Raw genomic sequence first — 14,649 nt, forward strand, 5'->3', positions numbered from 1 at the left:
ATCCGAATTGCTTTGAACATCAGGGCGATAAGTGGGGGCTGGGGGCTGGCTATGATGGCGCCATCATTCACAAGATGGAGGCGCCGTGGCGTATCCCGAAGAGATCCGCAATGCTGCGCGGGGGCTTTATCTTAAGCGCTGGACACCCCAGGAGATCAAGGACGAACTTGGCCTTAACTCCTGCAGGGTAGTCTACTTCTGGGCCGAGAAGTACGGCTGGCGTGACCTGTTGACCGAAGAAGCGGTAGAGGATGCCATTGCCCGCCGCCTGCACTCTCTGCTGGGCCGAGAGAAGAAAACCCCCGAAGAACTCGACGAAATCGACCGACTGGTCGGGCACCATGTCAGCCTGAAAGAGAAGGCACTCAAATGGGCCGAGCGCCAGCAGACGCTGACCGCCCGCCGTGAATCCGGTGACGAGCCTGCCCCCGACCGTTCCGCGCGCAGCAGGGGCGGGCATGATGGCGGTGGCCGCAAAGGGAAGGGCGGCAAGAAGGCCAAGAACGAGATCGGCCACCTCACCGAGGCAGACTTTGCCGAGTGGCTTGGTACCCTGTTCGGCTATCAGCTGCGTTGCCGCGAGGCCAAGAACGACCCGGCACTGCCGCGCACCCGTAACATCCTGAAATCCCGTCAGGTCGGCATGACCTACTACTTCGCCGGTGAGGCGCTGGAAGATGCGGTACTGACCGGCGGCAATCAGATATTCCTGTCAGCCACCCGCGCTCAGGCAGAGGTGTTCCGCTCCTACATCTGCAAGATTGCCCAGACCTTCCTCGGTGTCACCCTGACCGGTAACCCCATTGTGCTGTCGAACGGGGCCGAGCTGCACTTCTGCTCGACCAACTCCAACAGCGCCCAGTCCCGTTCCGGCAACGTCTACATCGACGAGTATTTCTGGATCCCCAACTTCGAGAAGCTCTCGGATGTGGCCAGCGCCATGGCGACCCAGAGCCGCTGGCGCAAGACCTACTTTTCAACGCCATCGAGCAAGGTTCACGAAGCGTACCGGTTCTGGACGGGGGATCGCTGGAAGGGCCAGCGCCCGAGCCGGGTGGCCATCGATTTCCCTGGTGAAGATGATCTGCGCGACGGCGGCCGCATCTGCCCCGATCGGCAGTGGCGTTACGTCATCACCATCGAGGATGCCATTCGCCTTGGCTGCAACCTCATCGACATCGAGGAGCTCAAGGACGAGTACCCCGAAGAGGTGTTCGATCGCCTCTACATGTGCCGGTTTATCGATGATGCCCTGTCGGTGTTCAAGTTCCAGGATATGGAGCGGGCAGGGGTGGACCCGAGTCGGTGGGAGGACTACAAGCCCGGGCGGCCTGACCCGTTCGGCCGGCGCGAGGTGTGGATGGGCTACGACCCGAGCCGCACCCGCGACAACGCCACCCTGGTGGTGGTTGCCCCGCCCATGGTCGCCGGTGAGCGGTTCCGTGTGTTGGAAAAGCACTACTGGCGCGGCCTCAACTTCCAGTTTCAGGCGCAGGAGATCGAGCGCATCGCCAAGAAGTTTCGGGTCACCTATCTCGGGGTCGATGTCTCCGGCATCGGCTCCGGGGTGTTTGACCTGTTGAAGCCCACCTTCAAAGGGGTGTGCCACCCCATCAACTACAGCATCGAGAGCAAATCGCGGCTGGTACTCAAGATGATCGATGTGGTGGAGGCGAACCGCATCGAGTGGGACGGCTCAGATCGGGATATCCCGCTGGCGTTCCTCGCCATCAAGCGCAGCACCACCGGCGGCGGCCAGATGACGTTCCGTGCCGCTCGGGACAATGTGACCGGACACGCTGACGTGTTTTTTGCCATCGCCCACGCCGTGGCCAACGAGCCGCTCGATACCAACCGCAAACGTAAATCCACCTGGGTAACCAGCCAGCAGAAGAAGGCAGCATGACCAAACGACAGCAAAAACAGGCCCAGCAGGTGGCCACCTCATCCCCTCGGCCATCTGTGATGTTCAGCACGGCTGAGGCCATCGACCCCACGGCCTGGATGACCGATTACACCGGGGTGTTCTTCAATCCCTATGGGGAATATTACCAACCTCCCATCGACCGCAAGGGGCTGGCCAAGGTGGCGCGGGCCAACGCTCACCACGGGGCGATCCTGATGGCGCGCCGCAATATGGTGGCGGGTCGCTTCACCACCCAGCGCAATGTCATCACCGCCTATGTGCACAACTACGTGCAATTCGGTGACGGCGGCCTGCTCAAGCTGCGCAACGGCTTTGGCCAGGTGGTGGGGCTGCACCCGCTTTCCAGCGTTTATCTGCGCCGCCGGGCTGACGGGTGCTTTGTCTACCTGCAGCAGGGCAAGCCTAACCTGGTTTATCGGCCCGAGGATGTGATTTGGCTGGCCCAGTATGATCCAGAGCAGCAGGTCTATGGCATGCCCGACTATCTGGGCGGCTTGCAGTCGGCCCTGCTCAACCAGGATGCCACCCTGTTCCGCCGCAAATACTTCCTCAACGGCGCCCACATGGGGTTCATCTTCTACACCACCGACCCGAACATGGACGATGAAACCGAGGAGGAGATGAAGCAGATGATTGCCAACTCCAAGGGGGTTGGTAACTTCCGCTCGATGTTCGTGAACATCCCTGAAGGCAAGCCGGACGGTATCAAGCTGATCCCGGTGGGGGATATCGCGACCAAAGACGAGTTCGCAGCCATCAAGGGGATCACCGCCCAGGATGTGCTGACGGCGCACCGGTACCCGCCCGCGCTGGCCGGTATCATTCCGACCAATGGCGGCGGCGGCTTGGGTGACCCTGATAAGTATGACGCTACCTATGCCCGCAACGAGGTGCTGCCACTGTGCGAACTGATCAAGGACTCCATCAACAGTGCCGGGCTGCCCCGCGCGCTGTGGGTCGATTTTCGGGAAACTATCGGGTCGGCTGTATAAAAAACCAGTCCTTTTGGGGTAAGATGCAATCTATTGATTGAATGTTTGATTTATCGGGAGGGGTGATGCGGGTTTATTGCAAAGTGTGTGGCCAACGGGGCCGCATTACCAAAACCAACAAGCTGAGCGATGACGTCTCTGATCTGTATTGCCAGTGCACTGATGCAGAGTGCGGCCACTCCTGGGTGGCGTGTCTGTCGTTCACCCATACACTGAGCCCGTCAGCCAAGACGGCGAACCAGCTGGTGCTGAGCCTGATGGGGTCGCTGACGCCAGAGGGGCGGCAGATGGTACTGGAAGGACTGGGGGCGCAATAGCGCCCCCCTTTAATCTCTTAATCCCTGCTCTGGTCGTGCTCTGTCACGACTCTTTTTTATTGGTCTCTTTATGCTGGATCAGCTGCTCACCCAGATCGCATAGGGTGATGATGGCCCCGCACATCCCTTCCCGATCCTCTACCCTCAGGTCTGGTGTGACCCGCGCGATATCCCTGATAGACCTGTAGATTTCACTTTCTATACCAGACTGCACATTAAACTCCTTACCCATTACTGGTTAGACCTGATCATTTTATCTGTGACTGAATTGCATTTCTCGACAGTCGCCAGCTAGATTTTTCATATATCGTTAGTCTTACCTGTCAAATCTGACAGTAACCGCGATCCCGAGCACGGGCACCTAACGGAGGCGCCCCATGAAGAGAAAGAAAAATGCCGCTCGGGTCTATGTGATTCGAGCAAAAGGCACTACCAGATCCATTTTGAAACGCCATGGTCTGACGAACACGGCGACAGGCAAGATCATCGATGTGGCCCCTGCGACAGTTGGCCGCTGGCTTGATGGTCGGCACCGTGCTTTTTTCGATCTGGAGCACGCCGTTGCCATTTGTATTTACCTCGGAATCCCTGTGTCTCACATGTTGCCCCCCAGTGATTGGCTGATAGGAAGTCACCACAGCCAGCAGCGGGATCAACTGATGGCTCTGAGCGAGGATGAGATCGAATGGCTGCTCGCTGTTCGGGCCGGTGCGATGGCCTGTTATCGGTGATGTCATCGGTGCTCCTGGTTGTGGTTGTGGTTGTTGTTTCCATCATAAGGCACTGGTTAAGGCTCCCCAAGGTGGGCTCGTATGCGACCAAAAAATGGTAATAACATTCCCTCCAGCATGGCTGGATTGTTGTTTAATGGATTGGCTAGGCGGCATGGTATCCATGCGTAAAGCAGCAGGTCAATATATTTTTATCCTGATTTACAATCAGGGTTTCCTCGTTTGCTTACGGCACTTATTTTTATTAAAAATAAAGCTATCTCAACGAGTTACACAGCCTTGAACATCCTAACAAACTTGCTGAATATATCCATTAGGGATAGTTGAACTTAAGTCAACCTATAATCTCAGCGCTGCATTCCTTTCGGTATCAATATTCAGAATGAAGCATGACTTATTAACTTTAATTCACTTTGAATTTAACCGGAGTTTACTTTCAAGTATCACGCCATATGATCTTGTCTTTTTAAAATATATAAAGCCTCATTTTCATGAGGCTCTTTTGATTCCTTTACAACGCTATTTCTTTTTCTCCTGACGTGAGCCAGCAGGCATGCTCACCCTTGTATGTCCCGCCACATCCGCCAGGTAGTTTGTTGTCGCAGTGCTGGCAGGTCTTCTTTTTCAGCTCGGCCTCCTGCTCCAGCCACTTCTCCCAGTCTCGCCGGATCAGGGTGCTGATGTACTCATCTGCTGAATATTGCTCACCGCTGCCAGCCCTGGCTATGCGTAGGTGGTCCAGCTGCTGGCGCTCCAGCTCGGAGAGCGCCACCTCTACCCGCTTGATACCGAGAGCTGCCCGTCTGGCCCGCTGGGCCTGCTTGCGTTTGGTGGCGTCATTCATCCCTTGCCCCCTTCTGTATTCCCCATCTGCAACGGCGCCACAAGTCCGGAATGACGAGCAGATAAAACAGCACGTGGCCGATCAGCCATATGATGCCGAGCGGGTCGATATGGTCGCTCATGCCGCGCCCTCCCTTACCACCATGGCATCCTGCTTGGCCCACGCCCGCCAGCTGGCGATGGTGGCCTCGGTCTCTGGCAGGTCAACCGCAGGATGGCGGTACACCACATGGGTGACGGTGCCGCGGTCGTTCTGCTTGGTGGCCGTCACTTCCCTGGTGGTACCGAAGCGGGTGATCACATCACCCGGTACCGGATTTTTGCGGGGGTCTCTCATGCCTCACCCCCTACTTTTTCCTGCAACCACGCCTTGGCCATAGCGATCACCAGCTCATCGGTATCGCCTTCCTTCCCCACAACCGGCAACCGGATATCACCAATGCAAGCCCGTGCCACTGGCGTCAATTCAACGATATCGATCATGGTGCTGATCTCTTGCTGAAGCAGGTATTTGGCCCGCTCCTGTATGGTTTCCAGTGCCAGATATACGTTCATGTCCATGGTTATTCCCCTGCTTCTACATGTTGGCGATGGTCAGCCACTACCTGGTGCATGGTTGGCTGGTATGTTGGGTTGAGCTTGTCGGCTGCGCCCGGGTTGGCTCGGTCGATGGGGCTTCCCGGTGCGATAAAGAGGGTGCGGCCGGTGACGGCGCAGCGGATGGTGCCGCTCTGGTCGATGGCCACGGGGGTGAGACCGTCCACGATATGACGGCGGCCAACAGAGCGGCCATCGGTTGTCAGCACCGGCACGGTTGGGCGGTTGGCTCTGGCCTGATACGGTGCCGGCACCTCTGGGGCGACGGCTGGCAGGGCCAGCAGCGCGGGGCGAGGGTGGCGGCGGCGCAGGATGGCGCATGCCACGGACTGCTGTTTACCCTTGAGCAGCCCCACCCACTGGTTGATTTCGTTGGCTGGCCAGCGCTGCTGGAGAATGCAGGTCACCCGATTATCCAGGCGGCGGTACTCTTCGCGGCTGACAGTCTTTGTGTTGTTCATACCCACTCCTCGCTGTAGTCGTTCTGTTCTTGCAGCCACTCCGGGGTGTCCAGCTTCTCCAGCTCGGCCCACATGTGTGACTGGTAGGGCTCCGGCAGCATCTCGATCCAGCTGAATGCCCCGGCATGGCCCTGTGCCTGGTAAACCTTGCCGCACAGCTCAACCAGCATCGGCCAGTCCTCATCGCCTTCCGGCAGCGCGTACTCATCCGGCTGGCCCTGTTCGGTTGGCCGCTGGCCCTCTGGCTGCCAATCCGGCTCGCTCGGGATCGCTCGGCCCGATTGCACCTGACCGTTCTCCAGCCAGAGGCTGAAACCGTCCACGCTGACGCTGGCGCCTGAGCGCAAACGACCTATGGAGAAGGGCGATAAACCCCATTGCTCTGCCATTAACTGATCCGCGAACGCCTCAGGATCCGGCTGCGTACAGTTATTGTCAGAGCTCCAAGGTGCCGGGCTGTCGCCCGTCTTAACCCCAACACCCCCAGCCGAAACTCTGGCGGCTTTGGTGGCCTCATAGGTGCCTGCTGGTACCACTTCCCACCCTTGCAGGCGGGTCTTGATACCCAAGCGCGCGGTGTGCAATCCCATCAGGCGCTTGATGTCTTCGCCGTAGCTGTTGGCCTGCTCCTCGATGAGGTGGGCCAGCTTGATGGGATGTTCTGAGCGGGTTGCCAGTGCGCCGCCCATGGCTTCGAGGTAGCAACGAAAGATGGCGTTATCGGCGGCATAGCGGGCTGCCTCAAAGCGCGGGTCTTGCAACACCGGCTTGGGTGGCCCCACCAGGTCGCCATTCTTCTTGGCGTTGCTGATGCGGCGCAGCTCGCGCCATACCCCGACCGGGGCGCCGCCGATCTGCTGGAAGGTGCGGATCCCCCACCAACTAGCCCACGCGCAGGCATGCAGTGCGCCCTGGTCTGCTGGGGTGTTCGCTTCTTCGTCGTCACCGACATAGGCGCCGTCGATGTTCTTGGCGATGTATTTGGCGAGATAGCCGGTTGCATCACCCTTGGTCGGGTCGATCATCTTCCAGTCGAACCGGGGCGTGATATCGGTAAAGGTGGGGGCGGCCATGGGTACCCGCACCAGCTCGCTCTTGTCGTCGGTCAGTGCGTAGTGCTGCAAGGTGCTGATCACCTTGTTGCGATCGCTCGAGCGCATAAACAGCAGCATGTGCCAGTGCGGGGTGCCGTCATGGTGCGGTTCGCAGACCCGAAAACCATAAACAGGGGTGCTGTTTCTCTTCAGTGCTGCGCGGGTCAGGCTCCACAGCTTGGCAAGGTATGAGCAGGTCTCACGCGGGGTAGCCCCTTCATAATTTTTGTTATCGACGGTCTTGCCGTTGCGGCCCGTCTTCCAGGCGTGAAAGCGGCTCGGGGCTGTCCAGGTGAAGAACACGCCCACATGGCCCTGCTGCTCGGCGTAGTCTTCAAAGCCACGCATGCGGGTCATCATCTCGTTACGGCGGTTGACCGGGTTGGAGACGCTTGCCTCCCAGCAATCCTTCATCGAGATCACCAGATCATGCTGGCCGTTCATCACTTCCGACTCTGCCAGCCAGCGCATCATGGCCCGCTTGCGCTCGCGCACCACCTTCATGGTGGAGTTTGAGACGTAGGCAGAAACGCCCTTGCGCACCTTGCCCAGCAGAATGGCGATGTGCTCCTGTAGCCGATCCCAGCAGCGGTTTACTCGCTTCTCCCACCACTTGGCAGAGAGCAGGCGCACCATCACGCTCAAGATCCAGTTATCCCGCGCCTCTTTGGTTTGGAATTTCGGTATCTTGCCGATGAATCCCCACTGGTCGGCAGGCTGCTTGATGGCTTCCCATGTCTCCATCAGATCCAGTTCACCGGCATTTGCACTCTGCTCGATGTTTTTCCAGATTGCCGCCGTCTGGTTGGCGAACTGGTGAGCGACACGCTTGCGGCCGTCATCATCGCGCAGGTGTTGAGCATCGACCGGCAGCACCATTACCAGAGAGCGAACCCACTTCACCCGCTCCCGCAACCAGATGTTGGCGCTGCGGCAGTTGCTAGCGGTGCCATCTTTGCGTCTGCGCACGTACTGCTTGAACAGCACCTGGGTAAATTGTTGAGAGAGGCCATCGAGCATCTGCACCGCCCATACCAGATCGTATTCACCAGGGGCACCGATAAAGGCGGCCTCTAGTTTGGTGCCCGGCATCGAGTTGGCGAGCGCATCGATGCGCGAGCGCAGGGCCTTTTTAGACAGCGGCAGCTGGTTTAGCTTTGGCGTTGGCAGGCGAGAGATGGCAAAACCAAGTTGGCCAGCCTCGGCGGCTGGCCCTTTGTCGTTCTGGTTGGTCATTGGAGATTGTTACCCGACAGTTCTTTGATGTTGCTTCTGCAGGACGCCAGTGCTCTGCTGGCATGATTCATCATCTTCCTGGCTGCTGCGCACTGGCGCAGGGTCAGGGTGATGCTGTTATGCGGGCGCGGTGAGAAGCGGCGCATCTCCAGCAGGTTGCGCTGGTAGTAGCGCAGGCGGGCGGCGTCATCGAGCATTGTTTCGCGCCATCTATCGACGCGGGTTTGCAGTTCAGAGATCAGGCGGTAGCTCATCTGATGGTCTCCCCCAGTCCGTGGAGTGGTTCGCATTCTTCCCACCACTCGGCAATCTCTTTAGCCAGCGCCAGCTCGGCACTGGCTACGGCTAGCCAGTACACGGCGCGGATGGCCCCCAGAGCCAGCAGTTCTTTGGTCACTTGGCGGTTGCGCATGGCATCGCTACCAGCGCTAATGAATTCGCCCTGGGCAACTTCCCAGTGCTTGGTCAGCTTGCTAACAGGCTCAGGCGCCCGCAGGTGAGCTGGGCCCGACTCGGTTTCAGCCAGCTCATCAACTGGCGGCTCCAGTTCAAACAGGTCGCTCATTCCTCGTCCCCCATCACTGAGTCGTCATCGAGCAGATCTGCAGGGCGGCTGGTCACGACCAGCTGCACCTGGATGTACTCATCCCCCGAGTAGAGATCGCCCAGGGCGATCCGGTTTTCCTGTTCGCCACTGGCCAGCAGCTCGGTGAGCAGCGGCAGCACGGCCTGTTCGGCGCGTTTGGCGATATGGATTGCATCGATGCTCATGCGCCAGCCCTCCCGTTCATCGAGCGAAACACGGTGAGCCAGCGCAGCTGGCGGCGGGCCTGTTCGCGCAGATTGCGGCCCTCAGGGCCGCGCCGGGTGCTGTAGGTGCTTGCCTTGATGCGGTGTGGCAGGTCAGCCAAATCAGCCACGGCGGCCTGCTTGGTGATGGGGTGAAACAGCTTTTTCATGCCACCCCCTCGATGATGCGGATAGAACCAGAGGTCAGGCGCTCCATACGGGCATACCCGTTCTGTCCTCTCAGCCAAGTGGTGCCGCAGTTGGTGTAACCCTGCTGCACTAGATAGGCGCTGGCGGCCTTGATGTTTGGAACGGTGTGGCGAGTGATAACGGCTGCCATGGTTATGCCCCCTGCTGCTGGTTGGCATTGATGCCAGTCATCAGCCAGCCCGTGTACTGGGTCAGCCCCGGATGGTTGGCGATCAGCAGAAGCAGGCCACCGCCGATCTCGCGGTATCCCAGCTCGTAGTTCTTGAGCGTGGTGGGCGGAATGCCCAGCAGGTCGGCAAACTTCGGGCGGCTCAAGTTCAGCTGCTCCCGCAACTGGCGCAGGCGCTTGGCGGCGCGGTGGTTCAGCAGATTGATCTCGGTCATTGGCGCGTTCATGTCAGGCTCCTTGTGAAGTGGTGCAGGGGGTGATGCAACTGAACAGGGAGGCCCATGCCAGCGCAGTGGAGCGCTCGATAAGCGCCACACCGTCCGGATGTTGGCTAAGACGGGAGCCATAACGGCCCACAAGCTTACGTTGTTGGATTCGAAGGTTGCGCATAGCGCAGGGGATCGCTAAAGTTTGCATGTCGATTCTTCCTATGGATTGATTACTGAAGGCCCGCTTGGAGTTACCGCTCCGTTAAGCGGGCTTTTTATTGCCCGATCGCTCGCGGACCTTGTTGGCTCATCGCGATGCCCGCCGCAATGGCGCGCCGTTGTTGCAGCCGTGCTGCCCGTTCCTTTTTCAGTCTTTCGATATCTCCTGTTGGGGTGGTCACCGGTGCCGGATGCCACATCTTGCTGTCACAGCCGCAGCGAAACTCCCCCTGATAATCCAGCTCCTGCACGGCCAGGCGGATCGCCTCGCGCTGCGCATGGGGCAGGGTGGACAGGGTTGCAGTCATCAGCTGGCCGCGTGGCTGGCGGGCTATGGTGCAGATCGCTGCCTTTTTGGCGGCGCTGATGGCCAGCCAGTCTGTGTCCAGACTGCTGCGGGTCTTGCCGAACAGTTCGCGCACCAGCATTAATCCGGCGGTGTTCAGCGCGGCCTGTTCTTCTGGCAGCAGGCCAGCCAAATTGCGTTGTTCATGGTCAATGCGTTGTGTTTGCATGGGTTTCCCCTTACATGGTCATGGTTTGCATCAGGATGTCTGATGCGCAGGCGACAGTCGGCACAGCCTGAAAGCGGGCTTCGATGTCGTGGATAAGCAGTGCCAACGACCCCATTGCAGAGGTGGCCACACTGACGATGGTGTTGCGTTCGGTGCGCGACACTCGTCCCCGTTCGGACAGCTCCAGCGCCCGCTGGCCAATGCTGGCCACCTTGGCATTGAGGTCGATTGCTTGATGGGGGAGGGATGGCGCCCGTTCCGCTGATGGGATGGCGATGGCGGTCAGCCCGCATTCCAGCAGCATGCCGTCGAACAGGGTTTCGTCCCCTTCGGTGGCGTGGTACAGCGCGATGATGTCAGTGATCTTGAGCTGGTGTTCTTGTTCAGGGTTTAACTTGTTCCTTAAATCCTGAGCATCCATGCCAGCAGCCGCAGCAACTTTGCTGATCGTGTATTTCTCGCGAAAGCGGCTGCATGCAGATTCAAAGTGCGGATGTTTGCATTCGTCACCGATAAACATGGTTCTCTCTCCATTGAGTGCCATAGTTATCAGGAGATTGCGGGCTGGTACGCCGCGGCGGCTGCTTGTTGGTACAGCGCGACCATGTTGATCAGGACGCGGTGCTTTGGACCAGCCTTTGGCATGATCTGCAGTTCACCTCGCTGAACCATCTTTTTTACTTGGCCAACAGGAAGGCCAGAGTCTGCGGCATAGCGCTCGATGGTTTTAACCGGTGTGTCGATCTTGAGTGCAATCTCTGACATGATAGATCCCCTTAAACGTTGCTCGATACGGCTCGATATAACTCTTAAGCCACAATTCAACTCTACAAAGCGAATTGTTGATCTAAAAAGTTACTCGGTCAAGCCTTAAGGGTATTCATTGTTCAATAAAGTTCTATAAGGTGCTTTATGACTACGGAGAGAACTTTGAAAGTTGATTTCGACCAGTCATCTTTCGTGGATCGACTTAAAAAAGTGATTGGCAATGAGCCCCTTCGATCATTTGCTCGAAGAGCTGACATGAGCGATAGCGGTGTCAAACGTTATTTGAATGAAGGTACGGTTCCTCCTATCGATCGCGCTTTAAATCTGGCGCGTGCAGGAGGCGTTACGTTTGACTGGCTGGTGTTTGGGATAGGCGATGCAGCGAACCATCCTCGGGTAAGTCAGACCAATGAGGCTATCTCAGATACTCACGGCTCCTATCTGGCTGATGAGTTCACCACCATTCCTGCCTATCAAGTGTTTGCGAGTGCAGGCCATGGCGCCACTATTACTGATGAGCCGTTGGCCGAGCCGATGGCCTTCCGTTCTGACTGGCTACGCCGTGAAGGGTTCGACCCTGCAAAGATGGCGGTAATCAGAGCCAAAGGTGACTCGATGGAGCCGACCATCAATGACGGTGATGTGATCCTTATCCGCTTGAAGAATGGGGAAGCGCCGCGCGATGGCCTCTATGTGTTGCGCCTATCTGATGGCCTGTTCGTCAAGCGGCTGCAATTCGATCTCGGCGGGGTTCGCATCATCTCTGACAACCCACTGTATAAATCCCGTGACCTTAGCAAGGAAGAACTTGCCGAGCTGGATCTGGTTGGCCGTGTTGTCTGGGCTGGCAAAAAGTTTTAAGGAATTCGCATGTTTTCGTTGATGGCTGCTTTGGCGGCCCTTTTGTGTTTGTTGCTGACTGTGGCCGGCTTGTTCAAACCTGCTTTGCTTGGCCAGAAGCGCCGCCTGAATGCGTTTTTTATCGGCCTCTATGGAGCCCTTGGGTTCTTGATTATCGGCATGGTATCTGATGGCCAGATCGAGCTGTCTGGCGGGCTGGTGCTATTGGCCTTGCTGGCGGCTGCTCATAGTATCCTGCTGTTCATCAGCCATTCGCGGGCCATGCTCAAGATGAGCAAAGAGGAGCGGGCGCAGGTTCGCCCAGGAAAAGCCGCTGGCGGAGTGGTGCTGTTGTTCCTTGCTGCGGGCGCCGGCGCGTGGTTGTCCCGTCCAGCTCCGCTTGATGCTCCTATGCCGCCGGCAGAGAGCGCAAATAAACAGATAGAGCAACAACCATCCGTGCAGCGCCCCGCCACGGCATTGCGGGCACTGTCCCTCGCTGAGCAGTGCCGACTTGAGCAGGATATCTATCAGCAGATGAACAAGGTCACTGACGGTGTGATGGCTCGCTTTGGTGGCCTGCTCGATGGCCAGCAGATCGACTATCACCAGTTCGCAGAGTACCGGTTCAGCACAGTCACTCCTGCGATATCTGCGGCCAGCGATTCGATGAACGGCCTTCGTACCAGCCATATGGATGAGGATGTGGTTATTCGACATGCGGCTTCCTTGGTGCAACGCACTTATTCGTTTGTTGGCCAGCTCTATACCGCCGCCAGAACTGGCGATGATGTTGCGTTGAAGTCAGCGCGTGACCAGCTGGCGCAGGCCATTGCATCCCACAAGCAAGCCCGGGCGGTGTGCGGTCATGTCGGTTCGTAAAACAGATCACAAAACCAAACCATGGTTATCCGAGACTTACCCCGAGGGGCGTGATGGGCCACGCAAGCGCAAGCGCTTTGCCACAAAAGGGGAGGCCTTGGCGTGGGAGGCTCACTTGCTCACCGCCAAGCCATGGCAGGCAAAGGAAGAGGATGCAGGGGATCAGCGGCGCCTGTCTGATCTTGTCTCGGCATGGTTTGGGCGGCACGGTCAGACACTGGCTGATGGAGAACGGCGGCGCGACAAGCTGGTTTGGCTGTGCGAGGCACTGGATAACCCGCTGGCCAGCGCGTTCACCTCCGAGATGTTCTCGGCATACAGAGAGCGGCGGCTGGCCGGTGAGCTTTATGTACCAGGGCAGCGCAAGCAGGTCACCCCGACAACAATCAACCGTGAACAGCTATACCTGCAGGCCGTGTTCAATGAGCTGTCCCGCCTCGGTGTCTGGCACGGCGGCAACCCGCTTTCTGATTTGCGTCAGTACAAAGTGCAAGAGAGCGAGCTGGCTTATCTTTCCCAGGATGAGATCGAGCAGCTGCTCGATGCCTGCAAGGGGCTGCGGGATCTTTGGCTGGTCGTCATGCTTTGCCTTTCGACCGGGGCGCGCTGGAGCGAGATCGAGAAGTTGACGCGCTCCCAAGTTGGCATGGGGCGTATCACCTTCACAAAGACCAAGGGCAAGCGGAACCGGACGGTCCCTGTCGCCCCCTGGTTGTTGGCTATGTTGCCCAAGCGAACTGGCCGCCTGTTTGATGATTGCTATGCCGAGTTTGAAAAGGCCATCAGGCGAGCAGGCATCAAGCTGCCCGCTGGCCAGAGCACCCACGTGCTGCGCCATACCTTCTCCAGCCACTTCATGATGCGCGGGGGCAACATTCTGGTGTTGCAGCGAATCCTCGGCCACACGGATATCAAGATGACGATGCGTTATGCCCACTTCGCCCCCGATCACCTGGAAGATGCGGTACGGCTTAACCCCATCACAGCCCTAAAAAGTGGCGACAAAGTGGCGGCAGAGGCGGCCCACCATGACCCACTATGACCCTCCATGAACTTGTAAATATCTGTTTTTGGCGTAATTCATTGATATTAAAGGGCTGGGGTTGGATTCAAAATCCGCCGGTGAATAACCGTGTCGGTTCGAGTCCGACCCCGGGCACCATTCTTTTCCCTGTTTGGTCAACAGGTTACAGCGCTCCTGCTCAAAGTTTCTGCGGTTGATAACTCTTATTCATGTGCAAATATGTGCAAGAGGTTTCAACCAATGGCAAGCATCCAAGTTCTCACTCGAAAAATCGGCAAGTCCTATCGCGTTCAGTTCATGCGTAACGGCAACCGTGTATCCAAAGTTTTTATCCGCAAAAAAGACGCAGAGCAGTTCCTGGCTCAGATTACTGTATCTGACGAGCTGGCAGATGCCTTAACCAACGTCACCCTCACCAGTACCACCATTCCACAAGCTATCCATGAGTACCTTGAATCGCCCCGGCTTCTCTAGACACTTTCGAGCCGCTCGAAATATTGCTTTTCACACTCTACTGGCGATAGCCCATTGTTGAAACTGTGCCGGCGCTTGGGGTTGTAAAACATTTCAATGTAATCGAACACATCCTGCCGGGCTTCCTCGCGATCCGCATAGGTTTTACGTCGGATCCGCTCGCGTTTTAGGAGCTGGAAGAAACTCTCCGCCACCGCGTTATCATGACAATTGCCACGTCTGCTCATGCTGGCCTTAAGCCGATGATCCCGCAAAAAATCCTGCCAGTCATAGCTGCTAAACTGGCTCCCTTGGTCGGAATGGACCAGCACTTCCTGCTCCGGTCGCCGTCGCCACACCGCCATCAGTAACG

General features: G+C 57.8%; 25 protein-coding genes. 7 read left to right on the plus strand and 18 right to left on the minus strand.

Annotated features, from left to right (window positions below; translation table 11 throughout):
- Positions 1-85: 85 nt before the first annotated feature.
- The 3 genes from AB5Y92_RS21055 (at position 86) to AB5Y92_RS21065 (ending at position 3,236) form a co-directional block, all read left to right on the plus strand.
- On the plus strand, positions 86-1,906 hold the full coding sequence (locus AB5Y92_RS21055) for a terminase family protein (RefSeq protein WP_368227639.1): 1,821 nt from the start codon (positions 86-88) through the stop codon (positions 1,904-1,906).
- Entirely contained in the window at positions 1,903-2,919 is a 1,017-nt protein-coding gene (locus AB5Y92_RS21060; RefSeq protein WP_156853789.1) for a phage portal protein, read from the plus strand. Before AB5Y92_RS21055 ends, AB5Y92_RS21060 begins: the two co-directional genes overlap by 4 nt.
- A 65-nt stretch (positions 2,920-2,984) precedes the next feature.
- A complete protein-coding gene (locus AB5Y92_RS21065; RefSeq protein ID WP_049045784.1) occupies positions 2,985-3,236 on the plus strand; it encodes an ogr/Delta-like zinc finger family protein in 252 nt (83 codons plus the stop codon).
- 43 nt (positions 3,237-3,279) lie between these two features.
- On the opposite strand, the gene AB5Y92_RS21070 is transcribed toward AB5Y92_RS21065, so the two are convergent.
- Entirely contained in the window at positions 3,280-3,450 is a 171-nt protein-coding gene (locus tag AB5Y92_RS21070) for a hypothetical protein (protein ID WP_155728637.1), read from the minus strand.
- 163 nt (positions 3,451-3,613) lie between these two features.
- On the opposite strand from AB5Y92_RS21070, the gene AB5Y92_RS21075 reads away from it, so the two are divergent.
- Complete coding sequence (locus tag AB5Y92_RS21075; RefSeq protein ID WP_368227642.1) at positions 3,614-3,967, plus strand: XRE family transcriptional regulator; 354 nt, start codon at positions 3,614-3,616, stop codon at positions 3,965-3,967.
- 511 nt (positions 3,968-4,478) lie between these two features.
- Here the strand turns inward: AB5Y92_RS21075 and AB5Y92_RS21080 are convergent.
- The 15 genes from AB5Y92_RS21080 to AB5Y92_RS21150 form a co-directional block, all read right to left on the minus strand.
- Positions 4,479-4,811, minus strand: a complete 333-nt coding sequence (locus AB5Y92_RS21080) for a hypothetical protein (RefSeq protein WP_368227645.1) — start codon at positions 4,809-4,811, stop codon at positions 4,479-4,481.
- Positions 4,804-4,932: a hypothetical protein gene (locus tag AB5Y92_RS21085; RefSeq protein ID WP_368227648.1), complete on the minus strand. Its 129-nt coding sequence runs from the start codon at positions 4,930-4,932 to the stop codon at positions 4,804-4,806. The genes AB5Y92_RS21080 and AB5Y92_RS21085 overlap by 8 nt, the downstream gene beginning before the upstream one ends.
- Positions 4,929-5,147 carry a hypothetical protein gene (locus tag AB5Y92_RS21090; protein WP_184154794.1) on the minus strand — a complete coding sequence of 73 codons (219 nt, stop codon included), beginning with the start codon at positions 5,145-5,147 and terminating at the stop codon, positions 4,929-4,931. Before AB5Y92_RS21090 ends, AB5Y92_RS21085 begins: the two co-directional genes overlap by 4 nt.
- Entirely contained in the window at positions 5,144-5,371 is a 228-nt protein-coding gene (locus tag AB5Y92_RS21095; RefSeq protein WP_368227651.1) for a hypothetical protein, read from the minus strand. Before AB5Y92_RS21095 ends, AB5Y92_RS21090 begins: the two co-directional genes overlap by 4 nt.
- A gap of 2 nt (positions 5,372-5,373) precedes the next feature.
- Positions 5,374-5,868 carry a hypothetical protein gene (locus AB5Y92_RS21100; RefSeq protein ID WP_368227654.1) on the minus strand — a complete coding sequence of 165 codons (495 nt, stop codon included), beginning with the start codon at positions 5,866-5,868 and terminating at the stop codon, positions 5,374-5,376.
- A complete protein-coding gene (locus AB5Y92_RS21105) occupies positions 5,865-8,054 on the minus strand; it encodes a replication endonuclease (RefSeq protein ID WP_368227678.1) in 2,190 nt (729 codons plus the stop codon). The genes AB5Y92_RS21100 and AB5Y92_RS21105 overlap by 4 nt, the downstream gene beginning before the upstream one ends.
- 140 nt (positions 8,055-8,194) lie before the next feature.
- Entirely contained in the window at positions 8,195-8,452 is a 258-nt protein-coding gene (locus AB5Y92_RS21110; RefSeq protein WP_049045794.1) for a hypothetical protein, read from the minus strand.
- Positions 8,449-8,763 (minus strand): hypothetical protein, encoded by a 315-nt coding sequence (locus AB5Y92_RS21115; RefSeq protein ID WP_368227657.1) that lies wholly within the window; start codon positions 8,761-8,763, stop codon positions 8,449-8,451. Before AB5Y92_RS21115 ends, AB5Y92_RS21110 begins: the two co-directional genes overlap by 4 nt.
- A complete protein-coding gene (locus AB5Y92_RS21120; protein ID WP_017782593.1) occupies positions 8,760-8,969 on the minus strand; it encodes a hypothetical protein in 210 nt (69 codons plus the stop codon). Before AB5Y92_RS21120 ends, AB5Y92_RS21115 begins: the two co-directional genes overlap by 4 nt.
- Positions 8,966-9,157 (minus strand): hypothetical protein, encoded by a 192-nt coding sequence (locus AB5Y92_RS21125; RefSeq protein WP_368227660.1) that lies wholly within the window; start codon positions 9,155-9,157, stop codon positions 8,966-8,968. The genes AB5Y92_RS21120 and AB5Y92_RS21125 overlap by 4 nt, the downstream gene beginning before the upstream one ends.
- Complete coding sequence (locus AB5Y92_RS21130) at positions 9,154-9,327, minus strand: hypothetical protein (RefSeq protein WP_368227663.1); 174 nt, start codon at positions 9,325-9,327, stop codon at positions 9,154-9,156. Before AB5Y92_RS21130 ends, AB5Y92_RS21125 begins: the two co-directional genes overlap by 4 nt.
- Positions 9,328-9,329: 2 nt before the next feature.
- Complete coding sequence (locus AB5Y92_RS21135) at positions 9,330-9,593, minus strand: DNA-binding transcriptional regulator (RefSeq protein ID WP_043119419.1); 264 nt, start codon at positions 9,591-9,593, stop codon at positions 9,330-9,332.
- 257 nt (positions 9,594-9,850) lie between these two features.
- Positions 9,851-10,309, minus strand: a complete 459-nt coding sequence (locus AB5Y92_RS21140) for a hypothetical protein (RefSeq protein ID WP_368227666.1) — start codon at positions 10,307-10,309, stop codon at positions 9,851-9,853.
- A gap of 10 nt (positions 10,310-10,319) precedes the next feature.
- Positions 10,320-10,829 (minus strand): phage regulatory CII family protein, encoded by a 510-nt coding sequence (locus AB5Y92_RS21145; protein ID WP_368227669.1) that lies wholly within the window; start codon positions 10,827-10,829, stop codon positions 10,320-10,322.
- A 29-nt stretch (positions 10,830-10,858) separates the two neighbouring features.
- Complete coding sequence (locus AB5Y92_RS21150) at positions 10,859-11,074, minus strand: hypothetical protein (protein WP_184154753.1); 216 nt, start codon at positions 11,072-11,074, stop codon at positions 10,859-10,861.
- 165 nt (positions 11,075-11,239) lie between these two features.
- Here AB5Y92_RS21150 and AB5Y92_RS21155 point away from each other — a divergent pair, with 165 nt between their 5' ends.
- Entirely contained in the window at positions 11,240-11,938 is a 699-nt protein-coding gene (locus AB5Y92_RS21155; RefSeq protein WP_368227671.1) for a helix-turn-helix transcriptional regulator, read from the plus strand.
- Between the two features lie 201 nt (positions 11,939-12,139).
- Here AB5Y92_RS21155 and AB5Y92_RS21160 read toward each other — a convergent pair whose 3' ends face one another.
- A complete protein-coding gene (locus AB5Y92_RS21160) occupies positions 12,140-12,637 on the minus strand; it encodes a GlyGly-CTERM sorting domain-containing protein (RefSeq protein WP_368227673.1) in 498 nt (165 codons plus the stop codon).
- Between the two features lie 148 nt (positions 12,638-12,785).
- On the opposite strand from AB5Y92_RS21160, the gene AB5Y92_RS21165 reads away from it, so the two are divergent.
- Positions 12,786-13,841, plus strand: a complete 1,056-nt coding sequence (locus tag AB5Y92_RS21165) for a site-specific integrase (protein WP_368227674.1) — start codon at positions 12,786-12,788, stop codon at positions 13,839-13,841.
- A gap of 222 nt (positions 13,842-14,063) precedes the next feature.
- Complete coding sequence (locus AB5Y92_RS21170; protein WP_164535870.1) at positions 14,064-14,297, plus strand: hypothetical protein; 234 nt, start codon at positions 14,064-14,066, stop codon at positions 14,295-14,297.
- Here the strand turns inward: AB5Y92_RS21170 and AB5Y92_RS21175 are convergent.
- A partial coding sequence (locus AB5Y92_RS21175) for an IS3 family transposase (RefSeq protein WP_368227383.1) occupies positions 14,294-14,649 on the minus strand: 356 nt, incomplete at its 5' end. The genes AB5Y92_RS21170 and AB5Y92_RS21175 overlap by 4 nt on opposite strands.

Source organism: Aeromonas sp. R1-1 (assembly GCF_040908495.1).
GTDB lineage: Bacteria > Pseudomonadota > Gammaproteobacteria > Enterobacterales > Aeromonadaceae > Aeromonas > Aeromonas veronii.

Bases quoted from the DNA above. Each gene is read 5' to 3' on its own strand.
- AB5Y92_RS21095 (WP_368227651.1), bottom strand. From the start codon at position 5,371: ATGGACATGAACGTATATCTGGCACTGGAAACCATACAGGAGCGGGCC.
- AB5Y92_RS21080 (WP_368227645.1), bottom strand. From the start codon at position 4,811: ATGAATGACGCCACCAAACGCAAGCAGGCCCAGCGGGCCAGACGGGCA.
- AB5Y92_RS21110 (WP_049045794.1), bottom strand. From the start codon at position 8,452: ATGAGCTACCGCCTGATCTCTGAACTGCAAACCCGCGTCGATAGATGG.
- AB5Y92_RS21105 (WP_368227678.1), bottom strand. From the start codon at position 8,054: ATGCCGGGCACCAAACTAGAGGCCGCCTTTATCGGTGCCCCTGGTGAA.
- AB5Y92_RS21130 (WP_368227663.1), bottom strand. From the start codon at position 9,327: ATGGCAGCCGTTATCACTCGCCACACCGTTCCAAACATCAAGGCCGCC.
- AB5Y92_RS21135 (WP_043119419.1), bottom strand. From the start codon at position 9,593: ATGAACGCGCCAATGACCGAGATCAATCTGCTGAACCACCGCGCCGCC.
- AB5Y92_RS21140 (WP_368227666.1), bottom strand. From the start codon at position 10,309: ATGCAAACACAACGCATTGACCATGAACAACGCAATTTGGCTGGCCTG.
- AB5Y92_RS21065 (WP_049045784.1), top strand. From the start codon at position 2,985: ATGCGGGTTTATTGCAAAGTGTGTGGCCAACGGGGCCGCATTACCAAA.
- AB5Y92_RS21170 (WP_164535870.1), top strand. From the start codon at position 14,064: ATGGCAAGCATCCAAGTTCTCACTCGAAAAATCGGCAAGTCCTATCGC.
- AB5Y92_RS21120 (WP_017782593.1), bottom strand. From the start codon at position 8,969: ATGAGCATCGATGCAATCCATATCGCCAAACGCGCCGAACAGGCCGTG.
- AB5Y92_RS21090 (WP_184154794.1), bottom strand. From the start codon at position 5,147: ATGAGAGACCCCCGCAAAAATCCGGTACCGGGTGATGTGATCACCCGC.
- AB5Y92_RS21100 (WP_368227654.1), bottom strand. From the start codon at position 5,868: ATGAACAACACAAAGACTGTCAGCCGCGAAGAGTACCGCCGCCTGGAT.
- AB5Y92_RS21075 (WP_368227642.1), top strand. From the start codon at position 3,614: ATGAAGAGAAAGAAAAATGCCGCTCGGGTCTATGTGATTCGAGCAAAA.
- AB5Y92_RS21115 (WP_368227657.1), bottom strand. From the start codon at position 8,763: ATGAGCGACCTGTTTGAACTGGAGCCGCCAGTTGATGAGCTGGCTGAA.
- AB5Y92_RS21060 (WP_156853789.1), top strand. From the start codon at position 1,903: ATGACCAAACGACAGCAAAAACAGGCCCAGCAGGTGGCCACCTCATCC.
- AB5Y92_RS21150 (WP_184154753.1), bottom strand. From the start codon at position 11,074: ATGTCAGAGATTGCACTCAAGATCGACACACCGGTTAAAACCATCGAG.
- AB5Y92_RS21165 (WP_368227674.1), top strand. From the start codon at position 12,786: ATGTCGGTTCGTAAAACAGATCACAAAACCAAACCATGGTTATCCGAG.
- AB5Y92_RS21085 (WP_368227648.1), bottom strand. From the start codon at position 4,932: ATGAGCGACCATATCGACCCGCTCGGCATCATATGGCTGATCGGCCAC.
- AB5Y92_RS21145 (WP_368227669.1), bottom strand. From the start codon at position 10,829: ATGTTTATCGGTGACGAATGCAAACATCCGCACTTTGAATCTGCATGC.
- AB5Y92_RS21125 (WP_368227660.1), bottom strand. From the start codon at position 9,157: ATGAAAAAGCTGTTTCACCCCATCACCAAGCAGGCCGCCGTGGCTGAT.
- AB5Y92_RS21160 (WP_368227673.1), bottom strand. From the start codon at position 12,637: ATGTCGAATAACCACATCCTCATCCATATGGCTGGTACGAAGGCCGTT.